Origin of the sequence: Eggerthella sinensis, from assembly GCF_003339815.1 — a bacterium.
GTDB lineage: Bacteria > Actinomycetota > Coriobacteriia > Coriobacteriales > Eggerthellaceae > Eggerthella > Eggerthella sinensis.
In genome coordinates, this window is sequence record NZ_PPTT01000001.1 from 131,962 (window position 1) to 149,550 (window position 17,589).

At 64.6% G+C, this 17,589-nt stretch carries 14 protein-coding genes and 1 pseudogene; 3 read left to right on the plus strand and 12 right to left on the minus strand.

Features of this window, described 5'->3' with window-relative positions:
* The first annotated feature begins 116 nt into the window (after positions 1-116).
* Positions 117-719 (plus strand): nigerythrin, encoded by a 603-nt coding sequence (gene ngr / locus C1876_RS00495; protein ID WP_114544763.1) that lies wholly within the window; start codon positions 117-119, stop codon positions 717-719.
* An 86-nt stretch (positions 720-805) separates the two neighbouring features.
* Here the strand turns inward: ngr and C1876_RS00500 are convergent, their stop codons facing one another.
* A complete protein-coding gene (locus tag C1876_RS00500) occupies positions 806-2,614 on the minus strand; it encodes an FAD-dependent oxidoreductase (protein WP_114544764.1) in 1,809 nt (602 codons plus the stop codon).
* A 227-nt stretch (positions 2,615-2,841) separates the two neighbouring features.
* Between C1876_RS00500 and C1876_RS00505 the strand changes: the two genes are divergently transcribed.
* On the plus strand, positions 2,842-3,408 hold the full coding sequence (locus C1876_RS00505; protein ID WP_114544765.1) for a TetR/AcrR family transcriptional regulator: 567 nt from the start codon (positions 2,842-2,844) through the stop codon (positions 3,406-3,408).
* A 28-nt stretch (positions 3,409-3,436) separates the two neighbouring features.
* Here C1876_RS00505 and C1876_RS00510 read toward each other — a convergent pair whose 3' ends face one another.
* The 8 genes and pseudogenes from C1876_RS00510 to C1876_RS00545 form a co-directional block, all read right to left on the minus strand.
* Positions 3,437-4,879 carry a response regulator transcription factor gene (locus C1876_RS00510; protein ID WP_114544766.1) on the minus strand — a complete coding sequence of 481 codons (1,443 nt, stop codon included), beginning with the start codon at positions 4,877-4,879 and terminating at the stop codon, positions 3,437-3,439.
* 122 nt (positions 4,880-5,001) lie between these two features.
* Entirely contained in the window at positions 5,002-6,882 is a 1,881-nt protein-coding gene (locus tag C1876_RS00515) for an FAD-dependent oxidoreductase (RefSeq protein ID WP_114544767.1), read from the minus strand.
* 300 nt (positions 6,883-7,182) lie between these two features.
* Positions 7,183-8,145: a slipin family protein gene (locus C1876_RS00520; protein ID WP_114544768.1), complete on the minus strand. Its 963-nt coding sequence runs from the start codon at positions 8,143-8,145 to the stop codon at positions 7,183-7,185.
* Positions 8,114-8,560 carry a GntR family transcriptional regulator gene (locus C1876_RS00525; RefSeq protein WP_114544769.1) on the minus strand — a complete coding sequence of 149 codons (447 nt, stop codon included), beginning with the start codon at positions 8,558-8,560 and terminating at the stop codon, positions 8,114-8,116. The genes C1876_RS00520 and C1876_RS00525 overlap by 32 nt, the downstream gene beginning before the upstream one ends.
* 87 nt (positions 8,561-8,647) lie before the next feature.
* Positions 8,648-9,526: pseudogene (nrfD, locus tag C1876_RS00530) on the minus strand (NrfD/PsrC family molybdoenzyme membrane anchor subunit); the annotation flags it as partial.
* Positions 9,527-9,594: 68 nt separating this feature from the next.
* Positions 9,595-10,311, minus strand: coding sequence for a TorD/DmsD family molecular chaperone (locus C1876_RS00535; RefSeq protein ID WP_114544771.1), 717 nt, complete (start codon positions 10,309-10,311; stop codon positions 9,595-9,597).
* A gap of 75 nt (positions 10,312-10,386) precedes the next feature.
* Complete coding sequence (locus tag C1876_RS00540; protein ID WP_114544772.1) at positions 10,387-11,013, minus strand: 4Fe-4S dicluster domain-containing protein; 627 nt, start codon at positions 11,011-11,013, stop codon at positions 10,387-10,389.
* A 12-nt stretch (positions 11,014-11,025) separates the two neighbouring features.
* Positions 11,026-13,656 (minus strand): molybdopterin-dependent oxidoreductase, encoded by a 2,631-nt coding sequence (locus tag C1876_RS00545; RefSeq protein WP_114544773.1) that lies wholly within the window; start codon positions 13,654-13,656, stop codon positions 11,026-11,028.
* A 292-nt stretch (positions 13,657-13,948) separates the two neighbouring features.
* Here C1876_RS00545 and C1876_RS00550 point away from each other — a divergent pair, with 292 nt between their 5' ends.
* On the plus strand, positions 13,949-14,641 hold the full coding sequence (locus tag C1876_RS00550; RefSeq protein ID WP_114544774.1) for a ferric reductase-like transmembrane domain-containing protein: 693 nt from the start codon (positions 13,949-13,951) through the stop codon (positions 14,639-14,641).
* A gap of 136 nt (positions 14,642-14,777) precedes the next feature.
* Here C1876_RS00550 and C1876_RS00555 read toward each other — a convergent pair whose 3' ends face one another.
* The 3 genes from C1876_RS00555 to C1876_RS00565 form a co-directional block, all read right to left on the minus strand.
* Complete coding sequence (locus C1876_RS00555; protein WP_158544508.1) at positions 14,778-15,476, minus strand: thermonuclease family protein; 699 nt, start codon at positions 15,474-15,476, stop codon at positions 14,778-14,780.
* A 17-nt stretch (positions 15,477-15,493) separates the two neighbouring features.
* Positions 15,494-16,027, minus strand: a complete 534-nt coding sequence (locus tag C1876_RS00560; RefSeq protein ID WP_114544776.1) for a metallophosphoesterase family protein — start codon at positions 16,025-16,027, stop codon at positions 15,494-15,496.
* Positions 16,028-16,142: 115 nt separating this feature from the next.
* A complete protein-coding gene (locus C1876_RS00565; protein ID WP_114544777.1) occupies positions 16,143-17,561 on the minus strand; it encodes a helix-turn-helix transcriptional regulator in 1,419 nt (472 codons plus the stop codon).
* Positions 17,562-17,589: the final 28 nt, after the last annotated feature.

Below are 17,589 nucleotides of genomic sequence, written 5' to 3' on the forward strand. Positions count from 1 at the left end.
AACCGTATCGTTTACCCCCTTGCGCGGCGTTCGGCTTCGGAGTATTATTCTTATTGAGATTAATTCTCATTAAGAGGGCACGCAAGAAAACGTAAGACGAGAAGGAGAATGCATCCATGAAGGTACGTTCCGAGATCCCCACCGCTGAGAACACCACGAACATGAACGGCTTCGGCACCTGCGAAGTTGGCACGACGCTTGAGAACCTGAAGGCCGCCATCGGTGGCGAGACCGGCGCTTCCGCGAAGTACGCCGCGTTCGCGAAGGCCGCCAAGGAGCAGGGCTACGACCAGATCGCCCGCCTGTTCGAGGCCACTTCGGCCGCCGAGCAGATCCACATCGGCCTCGAGTACAAGCTGGTTGCCGAGATGGAGCCCGAGTTCGAGAAGCCGGCCGCGCCCGACTGCGAAGGCGTGCAGACCGACCTGAACCTCATCTCCGGTGCTCAGGGCGAGATCTTCGAGACCTCCGACATGTACCCGGCGTTCATCGCGAAGGCGCAGGAAGAGGGCAACACGAAGGCTGTCCAGGTGTTCACCCGCGCCAAGCTGGCCGAGTCCGTGCACGCCGAGCGCTACCTGGCCGCGTACAACGACATCGACGCTCCGGACGACGACAAGTTCTACCTGTGCCCCATCTGCGGCTACATCCACAAGGGCGAGAACTTCGAGAAGTGCCCCATCTGCTTCTGCCCGAAGGCCACCTTCACCGCATTCTAAGCCATTCCGCTTTCCAAGCTTTCCATCTGCACCAAGAAACGGCCGCCGTCCCAGCGGCCGTTTCCCTTTCCCAACATGAAGGGGCCCTACGCCTTGTACGCGTTCGCCGCGCTCAGCACCGGCACCGGATACTCCTTCCCCATCAGGTCCATGGCCGCAAGCCATGAGGACACCACGTTGTGGCTCATGTTCAGCCCGCCGTAATACTGCGCGTACATGCCGTTGAAGAACCCGCCGTGATCGAGGCCCACGCACTTGAGTCCCTCGATGCGATCGCCTTCGGGCGTCAGCGGGGTGTAGGTGTAGTCCACGCGCACGCCGCTCATGGTGGACAGCAGCCATCCGGCCAGCTTGCAGGCGTAGAACGGACCTTCGTCGACCGCCGTCAGACGGAACGGGGCCTTGTGGAAGTCCTCGTCGACGCCCTTGTCGGCAAGCTCGTTGTAGCGTTTGATGGATGCGAGCGCGGCCTCCTTCGGCAGACCCATCTGATCCACCAGCTCCTCAATGGTGTCGGCCTTGATCAGCACGCCGTTCTCCACGTTCGGGTCGATGAACACGCTCTGCCATTCCTCGGCGTTCGTGCAGGGGTAGTACTGGCCGAGCAGCAGGCAGTTCTTCGCGCCCTCCTCGGCAACGACGCGCGAGCAGATGGTGGTGCCGAAGGATACGACGTCTTCCCAGCTGCTTGCGTCGAACACCTGCCACCAGTAATGGCCCGGCTGCATGCATGCCTGGTTGAATGCGATATCGTACGGGCCGTCTTCGTTGCAGTAGCGCTTCCCGAGCGCGTTCAGGCGCAGGAAAGGCTGCGAGCCGGGCCACCAGAGTTTCGGGTTCGCACCGCCCTGCCCGTCGAGGCCGATATCGCCGTTCTCGTCGTCGCCGGTGATGCATCCGCGGTCGAAGATGTTGCACGTGCCCTCGCAGGCGTAGTCGCGATCGGCACCGGCCCACACGGCCATGCGGATGCCGTCGCCGTGAGAATTCTCAGCGCCGATATGGCACGAGCAGAACTTGTGCGACAGCACGCCCATCTCGTCCATCATGTCCTTGTTGCCGCCGAAGCCGCCCGTGGCAAGCATGACCGCTTTCGACGTGTTGAGCTGGAGGTACGCACCGTCCTGCTCGACGATGACGCCCGTTACCTTGCCGGATTCATCCTGCACGAGCTCCACCGCGGTCGTCTTGTACATCACTTCGCCGCCGGCCTCTTCGTACAGCTCGAGCATGGCCGGAATGGCAATCTCGGAACCCATGGAGTTCGCGGTTTCCTTGAGAGGCGGCTGGTAGGCCGTGTGCACCGATGCGGGCGAATACCAGATGCCCTCGGGGCTGAACTTCTTGCAGACGGTGTCCACCATGACGTCGAGGCCCTTTTTCTGCATGTTTTCCTGATACCAGTCGATGAACGCGCCCGCGTTGTACGCCCACTGACGGATGAGGTTCTCGTCGACCTTGCCCTGACCGTAGCGCACGAGGTCCTTGATGACCCACTCCTTGTCGATGTCGATGCCCTGGTCCTTCTGAATCTGGCTATCGAGCGCGTCGATGTCGCCCGCGTACTTCGTGCACGCCGTCGTCTGCTCCACGAGCAGCACCTTCGCTCCCAGCTGCGCGAGCTCCAAAGCGCCCACCACGCCGGAGTTGCCGCCGCCAACCACCACCACGTCGTAGTCCTTCGTTTCTTTGACCTGGCTCGCAACCGACTCCGGCTGGTCGAACACCGACGCCGTCTTCGCCCCTTCCGCAGCCGACCCCGCACCGTTTTCCTGGGTCGCCTCGGCCGACGCCTTCGGGCTGCACCCCGCCAACGCCCCCATGGCCGCAAGCGCGCCCGTTGCCGCCGCACCCGTCAGAAAGCCGCGCCGCGAAAGATGATCCATTCCCTTCATACGATCCCTCCTTGCTCGAAACCTTGGAACTTGCGTTCTCCCTGCCACCGAGTCTACGGCCGCGAGGCGCACCCAAACAACTGACACTCCGACCGCTTTGTCTGGAAACGAGGAGGTCAACTGACAATACGGGCATTCTGTCAGACTGGCGGGCACCGGAGGGAAAACCGCCGCCACAAGCTGCGCGCGATGTTTTACAATAGCGTCGATGGGGGAAGGGGACTCTCATGCAGAAACAAATTGAAACACGCTTGCGCATCGTCGACGCGCTGGCCGAGCTCATGCACGAATGCCCGCTTGAAAAGGTGAAGGTGTCGCATCTCTGCGAGCACCTGGGCGTGTCGCGCGCCACCTTCTACGAGTATTTCCGGGACATCTTCGACGTGCCCACCTGGTTTTGGGATTACCTCATGAACCAGTCGCTCTACCGTATGGGCATCGATCAGAGGCTGTTCGAAGCACACCTCAAGAAGTTCAACCTGCTCGTACAGCACAAGGACTTTTTCGTGCACGCCTTCAGGTGCATCGGCTACAACTCCGTGTGCGAGCACGGCGGCCGTGCGGTGAAGGAGCACATCCTGGAAAACGCGACGACGAACATCGGCCGCCCCCTCACCGAGCAGGAGCTTCTGGAAGTCGACTTCTTCGTAGCGGGCGCGCAATACATGACGCGCACCTGGGTACGCGGCGGCATGGTGCAACCGCCGCAGCAGATGGCGGAGCTGTTCGGCTCGTTCGCACCGGACTTCCTGGTCACCCATCTTGAGCCGCCGGCCGTCGGGCTGCCGTCCTAAACGCGCGCCACACGGCCGGCCCGCGCCCCTACCCCAGCTCGCTCTCGACCAAATCCATAAGCTCCTCGCGCGAGTGCACCTCGAGCTTCTGATAGACGTGCCGAATATGGGTGCGCGCCGTCTCCTTGCTCACGACGAACGTGTCGGCCACGTACTGCGCCGAACGCCCGCGCGCAAGCGCCACAAGCACGTCCTGCTCGCGCGGCGTCAGCCCGCCCTGCTCCACCAACGTCGCGATGCGCGCGGCGAAGGCGTCTTCCTTGCCGCCGTCGGTCGCGCCGACCGCGCTTCCGCCTCCCGAGCGATCGGTGAGCAGCGGCGTGAACTCGAACACGAACAACAGCAGCAAGATCACGGCAAGCGCCAACTCGAACACCACGAGCGGCCCCTCGGTGCCGAGCACCGCCTGCCCCACGCGCATGGCCACGTTGTTCGGCACGAGGAACAGCAGCCATCCCACCGAAAACAGCCTGATGGGCGACATGGTTTTCGCCGGCGTCGAGAACATCGACCACACGTAGGCGAATATGAGCATACGCGCCACCGTCATGATGACGAGGTTGACCGCGCTCCAATTCGCCGACAGCACCGCCGAGAGGTACAGCGACACGGCCAGCAGCGCGAGGATGGTGAGCCGGTAGAAGCTCATGTTGTTGCCGTGCAGGAAGCGCACGCCCGCCACGATGACGACCACCGCCACCAGCATGCCCGCGTCCACCGCGATGCCCGTCGACGCCACCACCTCGGCAACGCCGTCGAAGACGGTGTTCACGGCCATGCCGCCCAGCTGCACGCCGCCCATGACGACGGCGTAGAACACGATGGAAGCGAACGACAGCCACACGGGCACCACGCCGCGGTACTCCTCGATGGAATCGTGCGGCTGCGACGCGCACTCCTCGCGCTCCGCACGCTCGCCGCGCGAGGCGCGTACCAGCAGCAACGGCGACAAAGCGCACAGCGCCAGCACGGCGAGGACGAACGCAAGGTCGATGAGCGCCTTCGACAGCACGTCGAAAGCCACCACGAACGCGAGCGCCGTCGCCAGGCACAGCGACGACGTTTTCGCACCCAACGGCACGAGGAAGTCGGCCCAGCGCACCAGCAGCAGCGCGGACCCGAACCCGATGAGCAGGCCGCCCGCCTCAGACAGCGGCGCGTTGCCGCCCAACCCCACGAGGTCCGACAGCAGCAGCGCGGCGCCCAGCGCGTTCGCCACGGCGTCCACCACGAGAAACGCCGTCGTGCTCAGCATGCGGGCCGCCGGGCGCGCGAACACGGCAACCAGCAAGAACGCCGCCATGATGGTGACGCCGCCCGACAGCGGGTTCTCCCCGGTCATCACCGCGAACGTCTCAACCGACGCGCGGCTGCTGATACTGGCGCCCTCGCCGAACAGGACGAGGCACGCGGCAAGCCCGGCCGCCGCCAGCAGGAACCAGCGTTTCTTCACCGTCGATAGCGCGTCCATGATGCTCCCCTGCCATCCCCTGAAACCCTCAACTTGACCGAGAGTATAGCAGAAGCACGCGCGCGAAAAGGGCCGCCCACCGGCGGCCCTTCCAGCAGCGGAGGAGCTCGAAAGCGCCACGCCTACCCTTGTGCAGGCGCCGGAGCATCCCCCGCATCACCCGCGCCGCCGGGGCCACCGGCGCCGCTGCCTGCCGCATCCGCGTCGGGATTGGCTTCCTTCCACGTCGCGTACACTGACGCGTACTCGGTCACGCTCGTATCGGCAGCGGCCGCCTGCTCGCCGGCCACGCGGCCGAACGTCAGGCACAGCGAGTGCGAGAGGCCGCACACGATGGTGGGATAGTCCACGGCGAAGCGCATGCCCTGCACGTTGCCCGCCATCCACAGACCCGGGATGGGGTTGCCCCACTCGTCGATGACCTCGGCCTTCTCGGTGCCCTTGAGACCGCCCATGGTGAGCATGAACGCCCACTGCCCGCTCGAGCTGTAGAAGTACGGCGGGTTCTCCACCGGCCACAGGCGCTTTGCCTGCTTGCCGAAGTCCGCATCGTAGCCGTCGTGCGCGAACCCGTTGTAGCGGTCGAGCGTTTCCTGCAACGTGGCCGCATCCACATGGATGCCCTCGGCAAGCTCCTCGACCGTCCACGCATGCTGCATGGAGACGCCCTGCTCGGTGAGCATCGCCTCGATGGTTTCCTTGTCGCCCGTTTCCATGGCGGCGTTCCAGGCATCGATATCGCCCGTGAAGCTCATGTTCGCGCCGTGGGTGGGCGAGGACCATTTCATCTGCTCGGGATACTTCGCGTCGGCGATTTGCCAGAACACCGTGCCGGGCTGCTCTTCGGCCAGGTCGGAGAACGACTGTCCCGGAATGTCCTCGTTCGTGAAGCGGCGCCCGTTCATGTCGAGAATGAGGAAGGGGTCGGAGCCCAGACCGCCGGGCGTGCCGTGCGCCATGTACGCGTGCGGAATGCCCTGCATCATGCCGCCGATCCACAGGCCCATGAGGTGCCCGTCGCCCACGTTGCCGGTGCTGGGATACACGTTCTTCTCCTTCGACAGCGCGAGCTGCGAAGGGCACCATGCCTGCATCATGTCCTCGTTGTGGCCGTAGTCGCCCGTTGCCAGGATCACGCCGTTTTTGGCGGTGAACTTCACGTAGCTGCCATCGCTCGTCTCGGCGATGACGCCCGTCACGCGCCCCTCGGTGCCGTTCGGATTGGAGCCGCGCACGAGCTGCCGGCCGCGGTGCTCGTAGAAGAACTCGGCGCCGTGCTCTTTGGCGTACGCCTCAAGCTCGCCGATGGCACCGGGGAAGCCGCCGTTCATGCCCGCTTCCTGCCCCTCGGGAACGGTGAACTCCTGCTGGTTGCAGAACTGCGGGAACCACTCGCCGTCGACGGGATCGTACTCCACCTCCATCGGCCAACGCGGAATCTCGATGCCGTAGCCCTTCGGCTCGAGCATGGTCTGGTACCACCAGTCGAAGTCGGCGCCGGAACGCTGGCCCCACACGCGGTAGATGCGCTGGTCGGTGCGGTTGCCGGAATAGCGCTGCAGCGCGAGGCACATCTGGTTGATGTCCTCTTCGCTGGCTTCGAGCCCGTTCGCCTTCTGATAGGACGAGTTCACGGTGCCGATGTCCTGCCCGCGCGTCTGGTACGTGCTCAGCGTTTCGATGACCGCGACGCTCGCGCCGTTCTCGGCCGCCGTAGCCGCCGCGGACAGGCCCGCGATGCCGGCGCCCACAACCACCACGTCGAACGACTTTTCCTCGGCTATATCGGTGATGGCTTCGGGCACGGCGCACCAGGTTGCCGTCGCCGGCGTGCCCTTCGGCGCGCCCGCCGGCAGCTCGACCTCGGCGGCGGTGGCCTGCGCGGCCGCCGCCTCGTCGCTTGCCGCCTTCGGCGTGCAGCCCGCCAGGCCCATGCCCGCGGCCACCGCCGCCGTAGCACCCAAACCCAAGAACGCGCGACGATTCATCTCGAAAGACTTCATGCTGATCCCCTTCCTTGCCTGCAACAGGGCCGCTTCCGTGCGGCCGTTCGTCTGTCGCAGCGCCGCGCGCCTGCCGAGGCGAAAGGCCCCGAGGGAGGGGGAGTCTTCGGGAGGGAGGGTGAAGACGGGAGGCCCTTCGCTTCGTCAGACGCTGCGGACGCTGACAACACCCCGGATGCTACCGAGGGAGCGGGCTCCCGCCATCCTCCAGGATTGCGGAACAAGGGGAAAAGAGCCGCCAAAGCTCTCACCCACTCTGGAGTATTTCTGCGCTACCCCAGGTGGGAGGAGGGCTGCTCCCTACCCCTTGGGGGTTTTCAGGGAGTCGGACATGTGGTTGAAGGCGGCGTCGCTGAAGCCTTCGCTGTAGGCGCTCGGGATGACCACGGTGCCGCCGGAGCCCTTCACGCTCTCGTACAGCAGGTGCATGGTGCGCAGGCGCAGGGCCACGTCGTTCTCCTCGTACACCTTCGCCGCGTCCACGAGCATCGCCGAGATGTCCTTCTCCACCTCGGCAAGCACCATGCGCGCGTTCTTCTCGCGCTCGGCCTGCGCCTCGGTGGACATGACCTCCTGCAACTCCTGCGGAATGACGATGTCGCGGATTTCCACCGACAGCACGGTGATGCCCCACAGCGACGTGCGCTCCTCGATAACCTCCTGCAACTCCTGGTCGAGCTGGTTGCGGCGAATGGCCACCTCCGACACGCTCGCGCGTCCGATGGCGTCGCGCAGCGCGGTCTGCGCCACGAGCGACACGGAGTTGTAGTAGTTCTCCACCTCGAGGCAGGCCTTTTCCGCATCCCACACCATCCAGAACAGCACGGCGTCCACGTTGATGGGCACGAGGTCGCTCGTCAGCGTCTCTTCGGCGCCGAAACCGGTCACCATGATGCGCTGGTCGGCCTTGAGCGCGGTCTGCTCGATGAAGGGGATGGTGAAGTACAGGCCGGGGCCCTTCGAGCGGCTGAACTTGCCGAAGCGCAGCACGACGATCTTCTCCCACTGCATGGCGATGTGCACCGACATCTCGGCCAGGCAGGCCAAGGCGAAGCCCACGAGCACCACCCACACGGTGAACGCGCCCGTGATCAGGTAGCCCGCCGCAATGACCACCGCAAGCGCCACCACGAACACGAACGCCGAGAACATGAGCGAGCCGTTCTGCGACGTGCGCCGGTCGGTGCGCGAGTTGTACTTCTCGATGGAGAACGGCTTGGCGGCCGCCCCGTCAGTCTGATTTTTCCCTTTGTGATTTCTCATACAAGCCCCGTCTCATGCTCGCGCCGCCCTCGACGTCCTGCTGAACGCGATGGGCAACATCGATCATCCTCAACATGATTTCATCAAGCGTCATGCCCAACGCAAGGCAGCGCCTGATGCTCTCCTCGATTTCCGTGTCGGCGATGGACTGCACATCGTCGGCGGCAAGCTTGGCCGTCTCGCGCACGAACACGCCGCGTCCGCGCACCGACTCCACGTAGCCGTCGTGCTCGAGGTTGATGTACACCTTGCTCACCGTGTTGTAGTTGATGGCGGCTTCCGCGGCAAGCGTGCGCACGCTGGGCAGCTGATCGCCGGGTTGATAGTGGCCCGTCTTGATCAAGTAGACGAACCGGTTGCGCAGCTGTACCCACACCGGCAGCCCGGACGACTCGTCTATCTCGAATAATGCCATGCCACTTCCCTACGTTGAATTACGGGGCCGTTCCGTCCCGCATTGTACAAGATAACCAGCTTGTTCAGCACCGGCAACCGCGCATCTTCAGTGCATCCCCGACCAAACAACGCAGAACCGCAGCACGAGCCCGCCCGCGATGCACAGCACGTCAACCGGCAGCAGCCGCACAAGGCGGTCCGCCGCCATGACGAACCCCTCGGTGATCAGGGGGACGAGCAACCCCAAACCGCACAGGCCCACCACGAACCACGGGCCGAGCCCCGCCGGGTCGAGCAGGAGAGCCAGCGATTCGCGGGCGAACGGGTCGAGGACGGCGAAGCCCACGAATGCGCCGAGCGCCGCCACTTCCAGCACGAGCGTTCCCAGATGGCAGCGGTGCAGCAGCATCGTCCACCCGTCCAGCAGCCGCACGTCGCGGCCGAACGCGCCCAGGATGAACACGGCCGACAGGCCCGATGACAGCGACGAGAGCACGAACAGCACGGGAACGGCCAGGTTGAACCACAGCGCCACCGCCTCGATGCTGCCCACGTACACGCCGGTGTAGCCCATCATGAGCAGCGACAGCACCGCGCACAGCACCTCGCCCACTTTGCGCGCCGGCGCATGCACGAAGGGAAGGTACAGCAGGTTTGCCGCCACGAGGAAGCCGCCCACCAGCAGGTTCGCCATGAGCGTGTACGACCCGAACGTGAGAATGGACCACGTGGGCCGGGTGAACAGCATGAACATGCGCTCGGGGCGCCCCAGGTCGAGCAGCAGGCACAGCGCCGCCAGGCACAATACGACGAAGCCGGCGCCGAAGCACCGCGCTTTCACGTCGTCGAACGCCTTTGTCTGCGCGAGCGAGCGCTCGACGCTTCGGTGAAACGCGAGCGACCACACCGCCGTCACGAGCATGATGCCCGCCCCGCACCCTCCAAGGAACAGGTAGAACACCACCAAGGTCCCGAACATCTGACGCCTCCTCTCCCCAGAAGTCGTTCAGCGGACGTCGTTCAGTCCATGATAGGGCCTTCCGCGCGCTCTGCCTAGCGAATCGCACGCTTGAACGCCTGCGCATCTTCGTCGAACACGATGCCGAAGCGCTCGGCGTAGCACGCGCACAGGCCGAACACGAAGGCGGCCGCGCCGCGGAAGTACGCCGAAGTCGCGTGCTTGAGCGCGGAATAGCGCCACGCGGAAAGCCACGGCAGCACGTGCTCCGCCACGAACGCCTCCTGGTCGTCCGCCAGGGTGCGGGCCCGCGCCTCGTCGCCGGCGGCCGTCGCCTCCCCTTCCAGGTCGATGAGGTGGCCGACGAATCCCAGCATGAGACCCAGGTTGTCGTCGGGCTCGGCATGGAGGCGCTCGAGCTCCAGGCCGTAGCGCTGGTACCAGGCACGCACCTCAAGGGTGTGCACGCTGAACAGCTGGCTGTTCGGATCGACGTAGAACGACTCCCAGCTGGGAGCGTCGGGCGCCCCTGCGCCCACGAACAGGCGGAACCACTCGCGTCGCAGGGCGGCGAAGCGCTCGGCCCGCGCATCGGGGCCCTCTGCCGCAGCATCCGCGCACCACGCGTCCATGGCCGCAAGGCCCTCGCGCACCTGCGGATGCTCCATGCCGAACGGCGCCTCCGCGAACAGGCGCTCCTCCGCCTGCGCGGTCAGCTCGGCATCATCGGGTTCGCAGTACAGCAGCCGCGACGCGAGGGCGAAGCACAGCTGCGCGCCCGCGAGCGTTTCCCGGTCGTAGTTCGCGTTCATCGCGTCCCCTTCCCCATGCGCCGGGCGGCGGCGCAGCGCTTCGGCTGCCGCCGCCCGGCCTTCACCATCGAATCGCTAGATCTCTTCTTCCAGGTTCACGAGCGCGCCCGTTCCGCTACCCGTCTTCTGCGCATTGCGGTGCGGGTTCAGGATGAGGTTCGGATGCGTCGTGTTCTTCGGCAGGGGCTCCACCTCGACGTCGCCCTCACCGTGCGCGGCAATCATGTCCTCGCGCGTGCCGAAATCGAGCGCGCGCATGGGGCAGCCGGTGACGCAGATGGGCTTGCCGCCAGCGGCGATCTCGTCCTTGCACAGGTCGCACTTCAGCATGTAGCCCGCTTCTTCGTCATACGTCGGCGCGTCGTAGGGACACACCGTCGCGCACGTTTTGCAGCCGATGCACACCTCGTGATCGGTCCACACGATGCCGGTGTCCTCGTCCTTCTGCATGGCGCCCGTCGGGCAGTTCGCCACGCAAGCCGGGTCCACGCAATGATTGCACGCCATGGAGACGAAGTACCCGAACACGCCGCTGGGAACGTAGCTGCCGGCCTCGTTGAGCTCCCACGATCCGCCCTGGTAGTTGAGCACCTTGCGGTACAGGTTGTTCACGGGCAGCTTGTAGGTTTCCTTGCACGCCACCTGGCACGTCTTGCAGCCGGAGCACTTGTTGGAATCAAAGTAGAATGCGTACTGAGCCATGATGCACCTCCCCTATTCCACGCCAACCGGCATGACGATGGGCCGATTCTTATCCGGGTCGAGCTTGATGTCTCCCGTGTACTTCTCAACTTGCACGAGCGTGCCCGTCCACGATTGGGACGCTTCGCCGGAAGACTTCGGCGCCTGCAAGATGTTCGGATCGCCGCCGATGTCGATGCCCGTGGCTTCGTCGATCTGAATCCACGCGCCGTCCTGCAGCGCCACCGAACCGGGAACGAGCGTGGGAAGCACCTTTGCCGGGCGAAGCACCTTACCATAAGGGCTGGTCATGAGCACCAGATCGCCGTTCTTGATGCCGCGCTCCGAAGCGTCCACCTCGCTCATAAAGCACTCCTGCGGGAACGCCTCGCGCAGCGATGCCACGTTGTCGTTCACCGTATGGGCGCGGCGCAGCGAATGGGGCGTCCACAGCAGCAGCGGGTACTCGTCCGTCTGCGTGCCCTGACCCTGCTCCGGATCGCCGATCTGCCACTTCGCGATGGGCGAGATGGTGGAGAACCCGACGGAGTTGACGTACCCGGACAGCATCGGGCAGTAGATCTCGAACTTGCCGGTGGATGTGGCAAGCGGGTTGGCCTGCGGATCGGCGAAGAATGCCTTGTACGGGTAGTTCGTCAGCTTGTCGCCGAAGGAGCGCTTGGTCTTGTAGCAGCCCTTTTCCTTGAACTCGGCAACCGTCATGACGCCCTCTTGCGGGGTGCCTTCAACGCCTAACTCGTCGATGTCCTCCTGCGTGATGGTGAACAGGGGCGCGTACTTCATGGTGTCGTGATCGGTCATGTAGGTGGCGCCGGCGAGGGACGAATACGTGCGCTCGGCGTCGGTCATGGTGTTCACGGCCTTCGGGTCCACGTTCAAACGCTTCGCGAGCTCCTCGGCCACGTACGATTCCGGCTTCGACTCGTACAGCGGCTCCATGATGCGATCGGCCCAGTATACCGTCTCGGAGTTGTTCGTCCAGGCCAGGTTGCCCTTCTCCCACCACGTGGCAACGGGAAGCACGATGTCGCAATACTGACGCGACGGGTCGAAGAACGGGTTTGCACCCCATACGAAGTCGACCTTGCGGAACACTTCGATGGCCGCGTTGGCATTCGGCAGCGAGTTGAGCGAGTTCTGGTACCCGCCCGAGTAGATCACATGGATGTCGAGCGGCTTCTTGCCGCCGGGCCATATGTCGCGGCCGTATTCGCCGTTGAGGATGGAAATCCAGCACTCGGTGTGGTCGATTCGCTCCCACGACGAGGGGTCTTCGATCTTCGACCAATCGGGCGTCGACATGACCGAGGGCGGCGTCAACGGGTTCACCGGGTTCAGCCCGGCACCGTTCGACGTGTCGCCCGCCGTGCAGTACGGCGCGCCCGACATGCCCTCGTGAAGACCCACCCACGAGGCGTAGGTGCCCGGCTTGCCCAGCCCGCCGTGCATCATGGCCAACGTGTAGAACGCCTGCGCGAACATCTCGCCCGCAGGAATCTTCGTCGTGGACTGGCCGGCGAAGAAGTCCACCTTCTCGGTGGCGTGAATTTCCTCGGCGAGGCGGCGAATCGTGTCCGCCGGAATGCCGCAGATGGCCTCAGCCCACTCGGGCGTCTTCGGTTCGCCGTCGTAGGTGCCCAGCACGTAGTCTTTGAAGTTGTCTTCGACCGGCGCGCCCTCGGGCATGTGCTCGGCGTCGAAGCCCACGCAGTACGTGTCGAGGAACTCCTGATCGTACAGGTTGTTCTCGATCTGGTGGTACATCATGCCGATGCAGAATGCCGTATCGGTGCCAGGTCGGATAGCAACCCACTCGTCGGCAACGGCCTGCACCGTCTGATTCAGCCACGGATCGACGATGATGATCTTGCCGCCCTGCTCGCGAGCGTAATCGAGCTGGTAAGTGGTGTTGCCTCCCTTGTTCGCCATCCAGTTGTTGCCGAAGTGGAAGTGCAGATCGCTCTCGGAAACCGCAAGCGCGTCGGGGGCGTTGAGCATGCCGCCGGTCATGAACAGCTCGGGCAGCGGCCATGAGCCCAGCGACACGGTGCCCATGTCGTGATGCACGGCGCCGCCCATTTCGTTGAGCAGGCAGATGACCGGATCGAAATACGTGTCGCCGATGTCGTTGTAGGCAGCGGCCAGAATAGAGCGGTTGCCGTATGCGTCGTACGCCTTCTTCATCTCGGCGGCAATGTAGTCGAGCGCTTCGTCCCAGCTGATGCGCTCCCATTCGTCTTTGCCGCGCATCTCGCCGTTCGGATTGTCCGGGCTCCAGCCCTTGCGCTTCATCGGGTACTTGATGCGCGCCGGCGATGTCATGTTGCTGATTTGCGCACGACCGCGCGGACAGGCGCGGCGCTGCGGCACCTCGATGGTGTCCTCATCCTGCTCGTCCGTCCTGATTTTCAGCGGCACGCCGTCTTCGACGTACACCTTGAGCAGGCAGCGGGACGATCCGCAGCTGCAGTTGTTCATGCAGGCTCCGGTCTTCCACTCGCCCTTTGCCTCGGAAGCGGGCGCGCCGCTCTCCTTTTCGGCCTCGCTTGCCGGCGCGCAGCCGGTGAAGCCGACGAGCGCCGCAGCACCTGCGGTAGCCGACCCCCATTTGACGAAACTGCGTCGTGTCAGTGAAGTACCCACGTTTGACCCCCTCGTGATCGTCTGCGGGAAACAAAGCCCGATCGGATTGTCCCCCAACAACTCCAATAACGACCCATGCATGAGTATAACCGTCATAACTTTGTGTGACAGCCGTTGCGGCCATACTATCACCCGATTGTATGACAGTCAATGCGTATTCCTCGCTTGAATGCGCCTATCTCAAGGACAATGATTTCCGTAATACCTGGTAATTCTCGTACGCCAAATACCGTTGTTTTCCCGTCTATACTATGATAGTATGACAGAATTGCAGCCAACAAAGGGGGTTGGTATGAGGTTCTTGCTTGCGGTTGTCGTATGCTTCGCCTTGGTGGTTCTGCTGGCCAAGCCGTTGAAGCGCTTTCCTGTTCCGTTCTATTGCGCCGCGCTTGGGCTTGTCGCGCTATACTGGTTCGGCGTCTCGACGAACGTCACAGGGGTGTGGTGGACATGGTTCATGCCGCTCATGCAGCGCTGCGCGCTGGCGTTTCTGCTGTTCACCATCGTGATGTTCGTGGGCGTGTTGGGCGATTCGTCGCCGCTGCGCGCTCGGCTCATGCCCATCCGACGGCAGCTTTCCATCCTCGGTTGCATCTTCGCGCTGGGGCATCTCGCCTTCTACGGCGTGTCGTACGTGCCGCGCCTCGGCTCGGCGTTCGCCGGCAACCTGGGCTTCTCGCTTGCGCTCGCTGCCGTGCTCGTAGCACTGATGACCGTGCTGCTGGTTACGTCGTTTCAGGTGGTCAAGCGTCGCATGAACGCGGCGCGCTGGAAGGGCGTGCAGCGCCTGGCGTACCCGTTCTACCTGCTCACGTACGTGCATTTGGTGCTGCTGCTGGCTCCGTCGGCCTTCGCGGGTCGCGATACGGCCATCGTGAGCCTGGTGGTGTACACCGTAGTGGTTGCGACGTATGTCGTGCTGCGCGTGCGCAGGGCGCTCCTGCGTCAGCAGGCAGCGCGCCCGAGCGCGGCCCTCGCCGGCTGATTCCCGTTGACATTCCCTCCCTCCCCGAGCGGGCGTCTCAAACGAGGCGCCCGCTTACGTTTTGGGCGCGAGACGCGGTTCGGAATGTTTCACGTGAAACATTCGTTCGCTTTGCGAGCCGAGGCTGCGCGGCGCGCTAGGCCCACTTTGCGGTGACGCCGCGGTGCGCGTCGAGGGCTTCGCTCCCCCACTGCTTGAACAGGGTGTCGTGGAAGGTGTCGGGACGGTAGGTTTTGGCCTGGCCGTAGCCGTCGATCACCTGCATCGCGTTCAGCATGTCGCGCGCGATGAATGCCGGGTCGTTGGCCTCCTCGGCACTCGCGGGCAGGGTGCGCCATACGTACGCGAGCAGGCGGCCGTACTTGTCGGTAACGCTCGTGTCGTACTGCAACCACAGGGTATCGTCGCTGTTCACCAGCTCTTTCATGCGATTCGACGCCACCACGCCCTCCTCGCAGTTGCGCTCCTCCTGCGGTGCCACGCTCTCGGGCGTATCCATACCGACGAGACGCACCGACACGTGCTCGCCATCATCGGTTGCCACCGCAAGGGTATCGCCGTCCACCACATGGCGCACGGTCACGCGTTCGAAGGCGGCGGGGTCGAGGTTCGCGCGCTGCGTGTCGGAGGCACGCTCATCGTCGCGCTCGGCCGCGCGGTACGCCGCCTCGCTGACGCCTTCCGCCGAAGCCGACGTCGCAGCCCCCTGCTGCGACGCGCTCGGCGCCGGAGCATCGGCTATGGTCGCGTTGATCCACGACACGCCCAGCAGCACGATAAGCGCGATGACCGCGGCAGCCTGCCGAGCCTGCTTCGGATGTTTCACGTGAAACATTTGTTCCCGTTTCACCGTCACGCCAGGTCCTCGCCCACTTCGAACACGGTCTGCCCGTCGAGCGACGCAATGCGCACGCCCAGCACGCGCCCGTCGTCGACGAGCATGCGCCCCGTGCATTTCGGGAAGCCGCCGCGCGGGCGGAACGGCGCACCTGGGCAGATGACGAACGAAGCAGGCCGCGCTTCGGGCCCGTACAGCAGCTCGGGCACGTGCGTGTGCCCGTGGACGCACACCTGCGGAAGAGGGTCGCCGGCGGCCAGACCCGCGCACCCGTTGAAGCCGATCTGCACGTCGCGCGGATAGTGCGCCACGAGGAACCGCACGCCGTCGATCACCGGATGCGCGAAGCGCCCAACGCGGCTGCCGTATTCGTCGAAGTCGTTGTTGCCCAGCACGGCCGTGGTAGGCGCAAGCGCCTCGAGCGCGTGCAGCACCTCGGGGCCGCCGATGTCGCCCGCGTGGATGATATGGTCGACGTCGGCCATGGCAGCAAGCGCCTCGTCGGGCAGACGTCCATGGGTGTCGGAAATGAGGCCGATAACCGTCATGCCGGCTCCTCTCGAAATCGAATCAAGGTCGAATCAGCGCAACGCAAGGCTCCAGTATAGGGCATCGGACGCACCCATCGCCAACCGTGAAAGATACGTTGAACCGCATTCCACCCTAGTCTTCAACCAGGTCGATGAGGTCTTGGTGCGCATGGATGCCCAACTTGGCATACACGTGCTTGACGTGCGCTTTCACGGTGTTGCGCGACACCACAAGCTGCTCCTGGATGTACGCGCGATCGCGCCCGCGCGCCAGCATCATGAACACTTCCAGCTCGCGCGGGCTCAGCCCGTAGCGCTCGGCCACGCGCCGACAGCGCTCCTCGAATTCCTGCTCCGGCGTTTTCACCACCGTCGTGACAACCGGCGTCACCCCCGCGATGGTCTCGGAGAAGCTGAATCGCTTGAGCCCGATGAGCGCATACCCCACGAACACGAGAATGAGCGTGCCGCCCATGAGCGCCAGGCCCAGCGCATCGCTTCCGAACAGGTCGTTCGCCAGCACGCCGAGCGCCGCCCCCACGATGGTGCCCAGCCCGGTGAGGCCGCGCCCCCACGCGAATGCCGCCACCGCGCCGCGTTCGTTGCGCGAGGCCACGGCGATGAGCGCCACCCATGCCACCATGTCGAACAGCGTGTTCCCCGCCGACAGCAGCGTGACGCTGGCGAAGGGCGCGCGATCGTACAGCATCGACCCCAAGAAGAAACCGGCCACCACGAACAGCACCGACACCTGGGCCAACAGGTCGGCCGGGAACGTTTTCCGCGACAGAACCGCGTACAGCGCAACCGCCGCCACCGGCACGATGACGAGGAAATCGGATAACGGCACCCCGCCCACTTCGCCGAAGCGCAGCGAATAGCCGAACGCCACGCGGAACAGAAACAGGCACACGAACAGCTGGCTGCCCAAGGGAAGGAACGACGAGGGCTGCGTGATGGAGAAGTCCGCCGGAGCCTCGCCCGTCTCGGCCGCCTCGAGCACCGCCCGAGCGCGCGGCCACGCAAGCGCGAGGGAAGCGAAGGGGAGCACGAAGAACAGCGCGACGCCCGCTACCACGGGTACCACCCACACCAGTGCCGTCATCAGGTAATATGCCACGAATGCAAGCGACACGCACACGCCCGCCTGCCGCACACCCAGCCGCGACGCCGCCATGCCCACCGCAACCACCACCCAGCTGCGACCGACAGCCGCAAGGCTCGCGCCCACCACAAGCCCGATCGGGCTGAGCGCATAGAGCGAAAGCGGCACGAGCAGCGCGCCAGCCGCCAAGCACCCGAGGGCAACGCGCTGCAGCAGCCGCACGCGCAACAGCGCCGGGCGAAACGCCGCAACCAGGCCGATGCCGATGAGCGCCGCGGAGCTTGCGAACACCGACACGTCGCGCGCATACGTGAACACGGGATCGAACAGCGGGAACACCACGATGTTCATGAGCGAGGTGGCAAGCAGCACGAACGAGAGCGCGGTCGCGGTTCGCGCGAGCTCCCGTGAGAATATGTGGTCGACGACCTGCTGCATAGCCGTCATTGTAGCATGCGCCCTTCGCCGAACCGCT

Coding starts and splice junctions, on each gene's coding strand:
- C1876_RS00510 (WP_114544766.1), bottom strand. CDS start 4,879: ATGGACGCGCTATCGACGGTGAAGAAACGCTGGTTCCTGCTGGCGGCG.
- C1876_RS00565 (WP_114544777.1), bottom strand. CDS start 17,561: ATGACGGCTATGCAGCAGGTCGTCGACCACATATTCTCACGGGAGCTC.
- C1876_RS00550 (WP_114544774.1), top strand. CDS start 13,949: ATGAGGTTCTTGCTTGCGGTTGTCGTATGCTTCGCCTTGGTGGTTCTG.
- C1876_RS00500 (WP_114544764.1), bottom strand. CDS start 2,614: ATGAAGGGAATGGATCATCTTTCGCGGCGCGGCTTTCTGACGGGTGCG.
- C1876_RS00515 (WP_114544767.1), bottom strand. CDS start 6,882: ATGAAGTCTTTCGAGATGAATCGTCGCGCGTTCTTGGGTTTGGGTGCT.
- C1876_RS00505 (WP_114544765.1), top strand. CDS start 2,842: ATGCAGAAACAAATTGAAACACGCTTGCGCATCGTCGACGCGCTGGCC.
- C1876_RS00560 (WP_114544776.1), bottom strand. CDS start 16,027: ATGACGGTTATCGGCCTCATTTCCGACACCCATGGACGTCTGCCCGAC.
- ngr (WP_114544763.1), top strand. CDS start 117: ATGAAGGTACGTTCCGAGATCCCCACCGCTGAGAACACCACGAACATG.
- C1876_RS00535 (WP_114544771.1), bottom strand. CDS start 10,311: ATGAACGCGAACTACGACCGGGAAACGCTCGCGGGCGCGCAGCTGTGC.
- C1876_RS00525 (WP_114544769.1), bottom strand. CDS start 8,560: ATGGCATTATTCGAGATAGACGAGTCGTCCGGGCTGCCGGTGTGGGTA.
- C1876_RS00540 (WP_114544772.1), bottom strand. CDS start 11,013: ATGGCTCAGTACGCATTCTACTTTGATTCCAACAAGTGCTCCGGCTGC.
- C1876_RS00555 (WP_158544508.1), bottom strand. CDS start 15,476: ATGTTTCACGTGAAACATCCGAAGCAGGCTCGGCAGGCTGCCGCGGTC.
- C1876_RS00520 (WP_114544768.1), bottom strand. CDS start 8,145: ATGAGAAATCACAAAGGGAAAAATCAGACTGACGGGGCGGCCGCCAAG.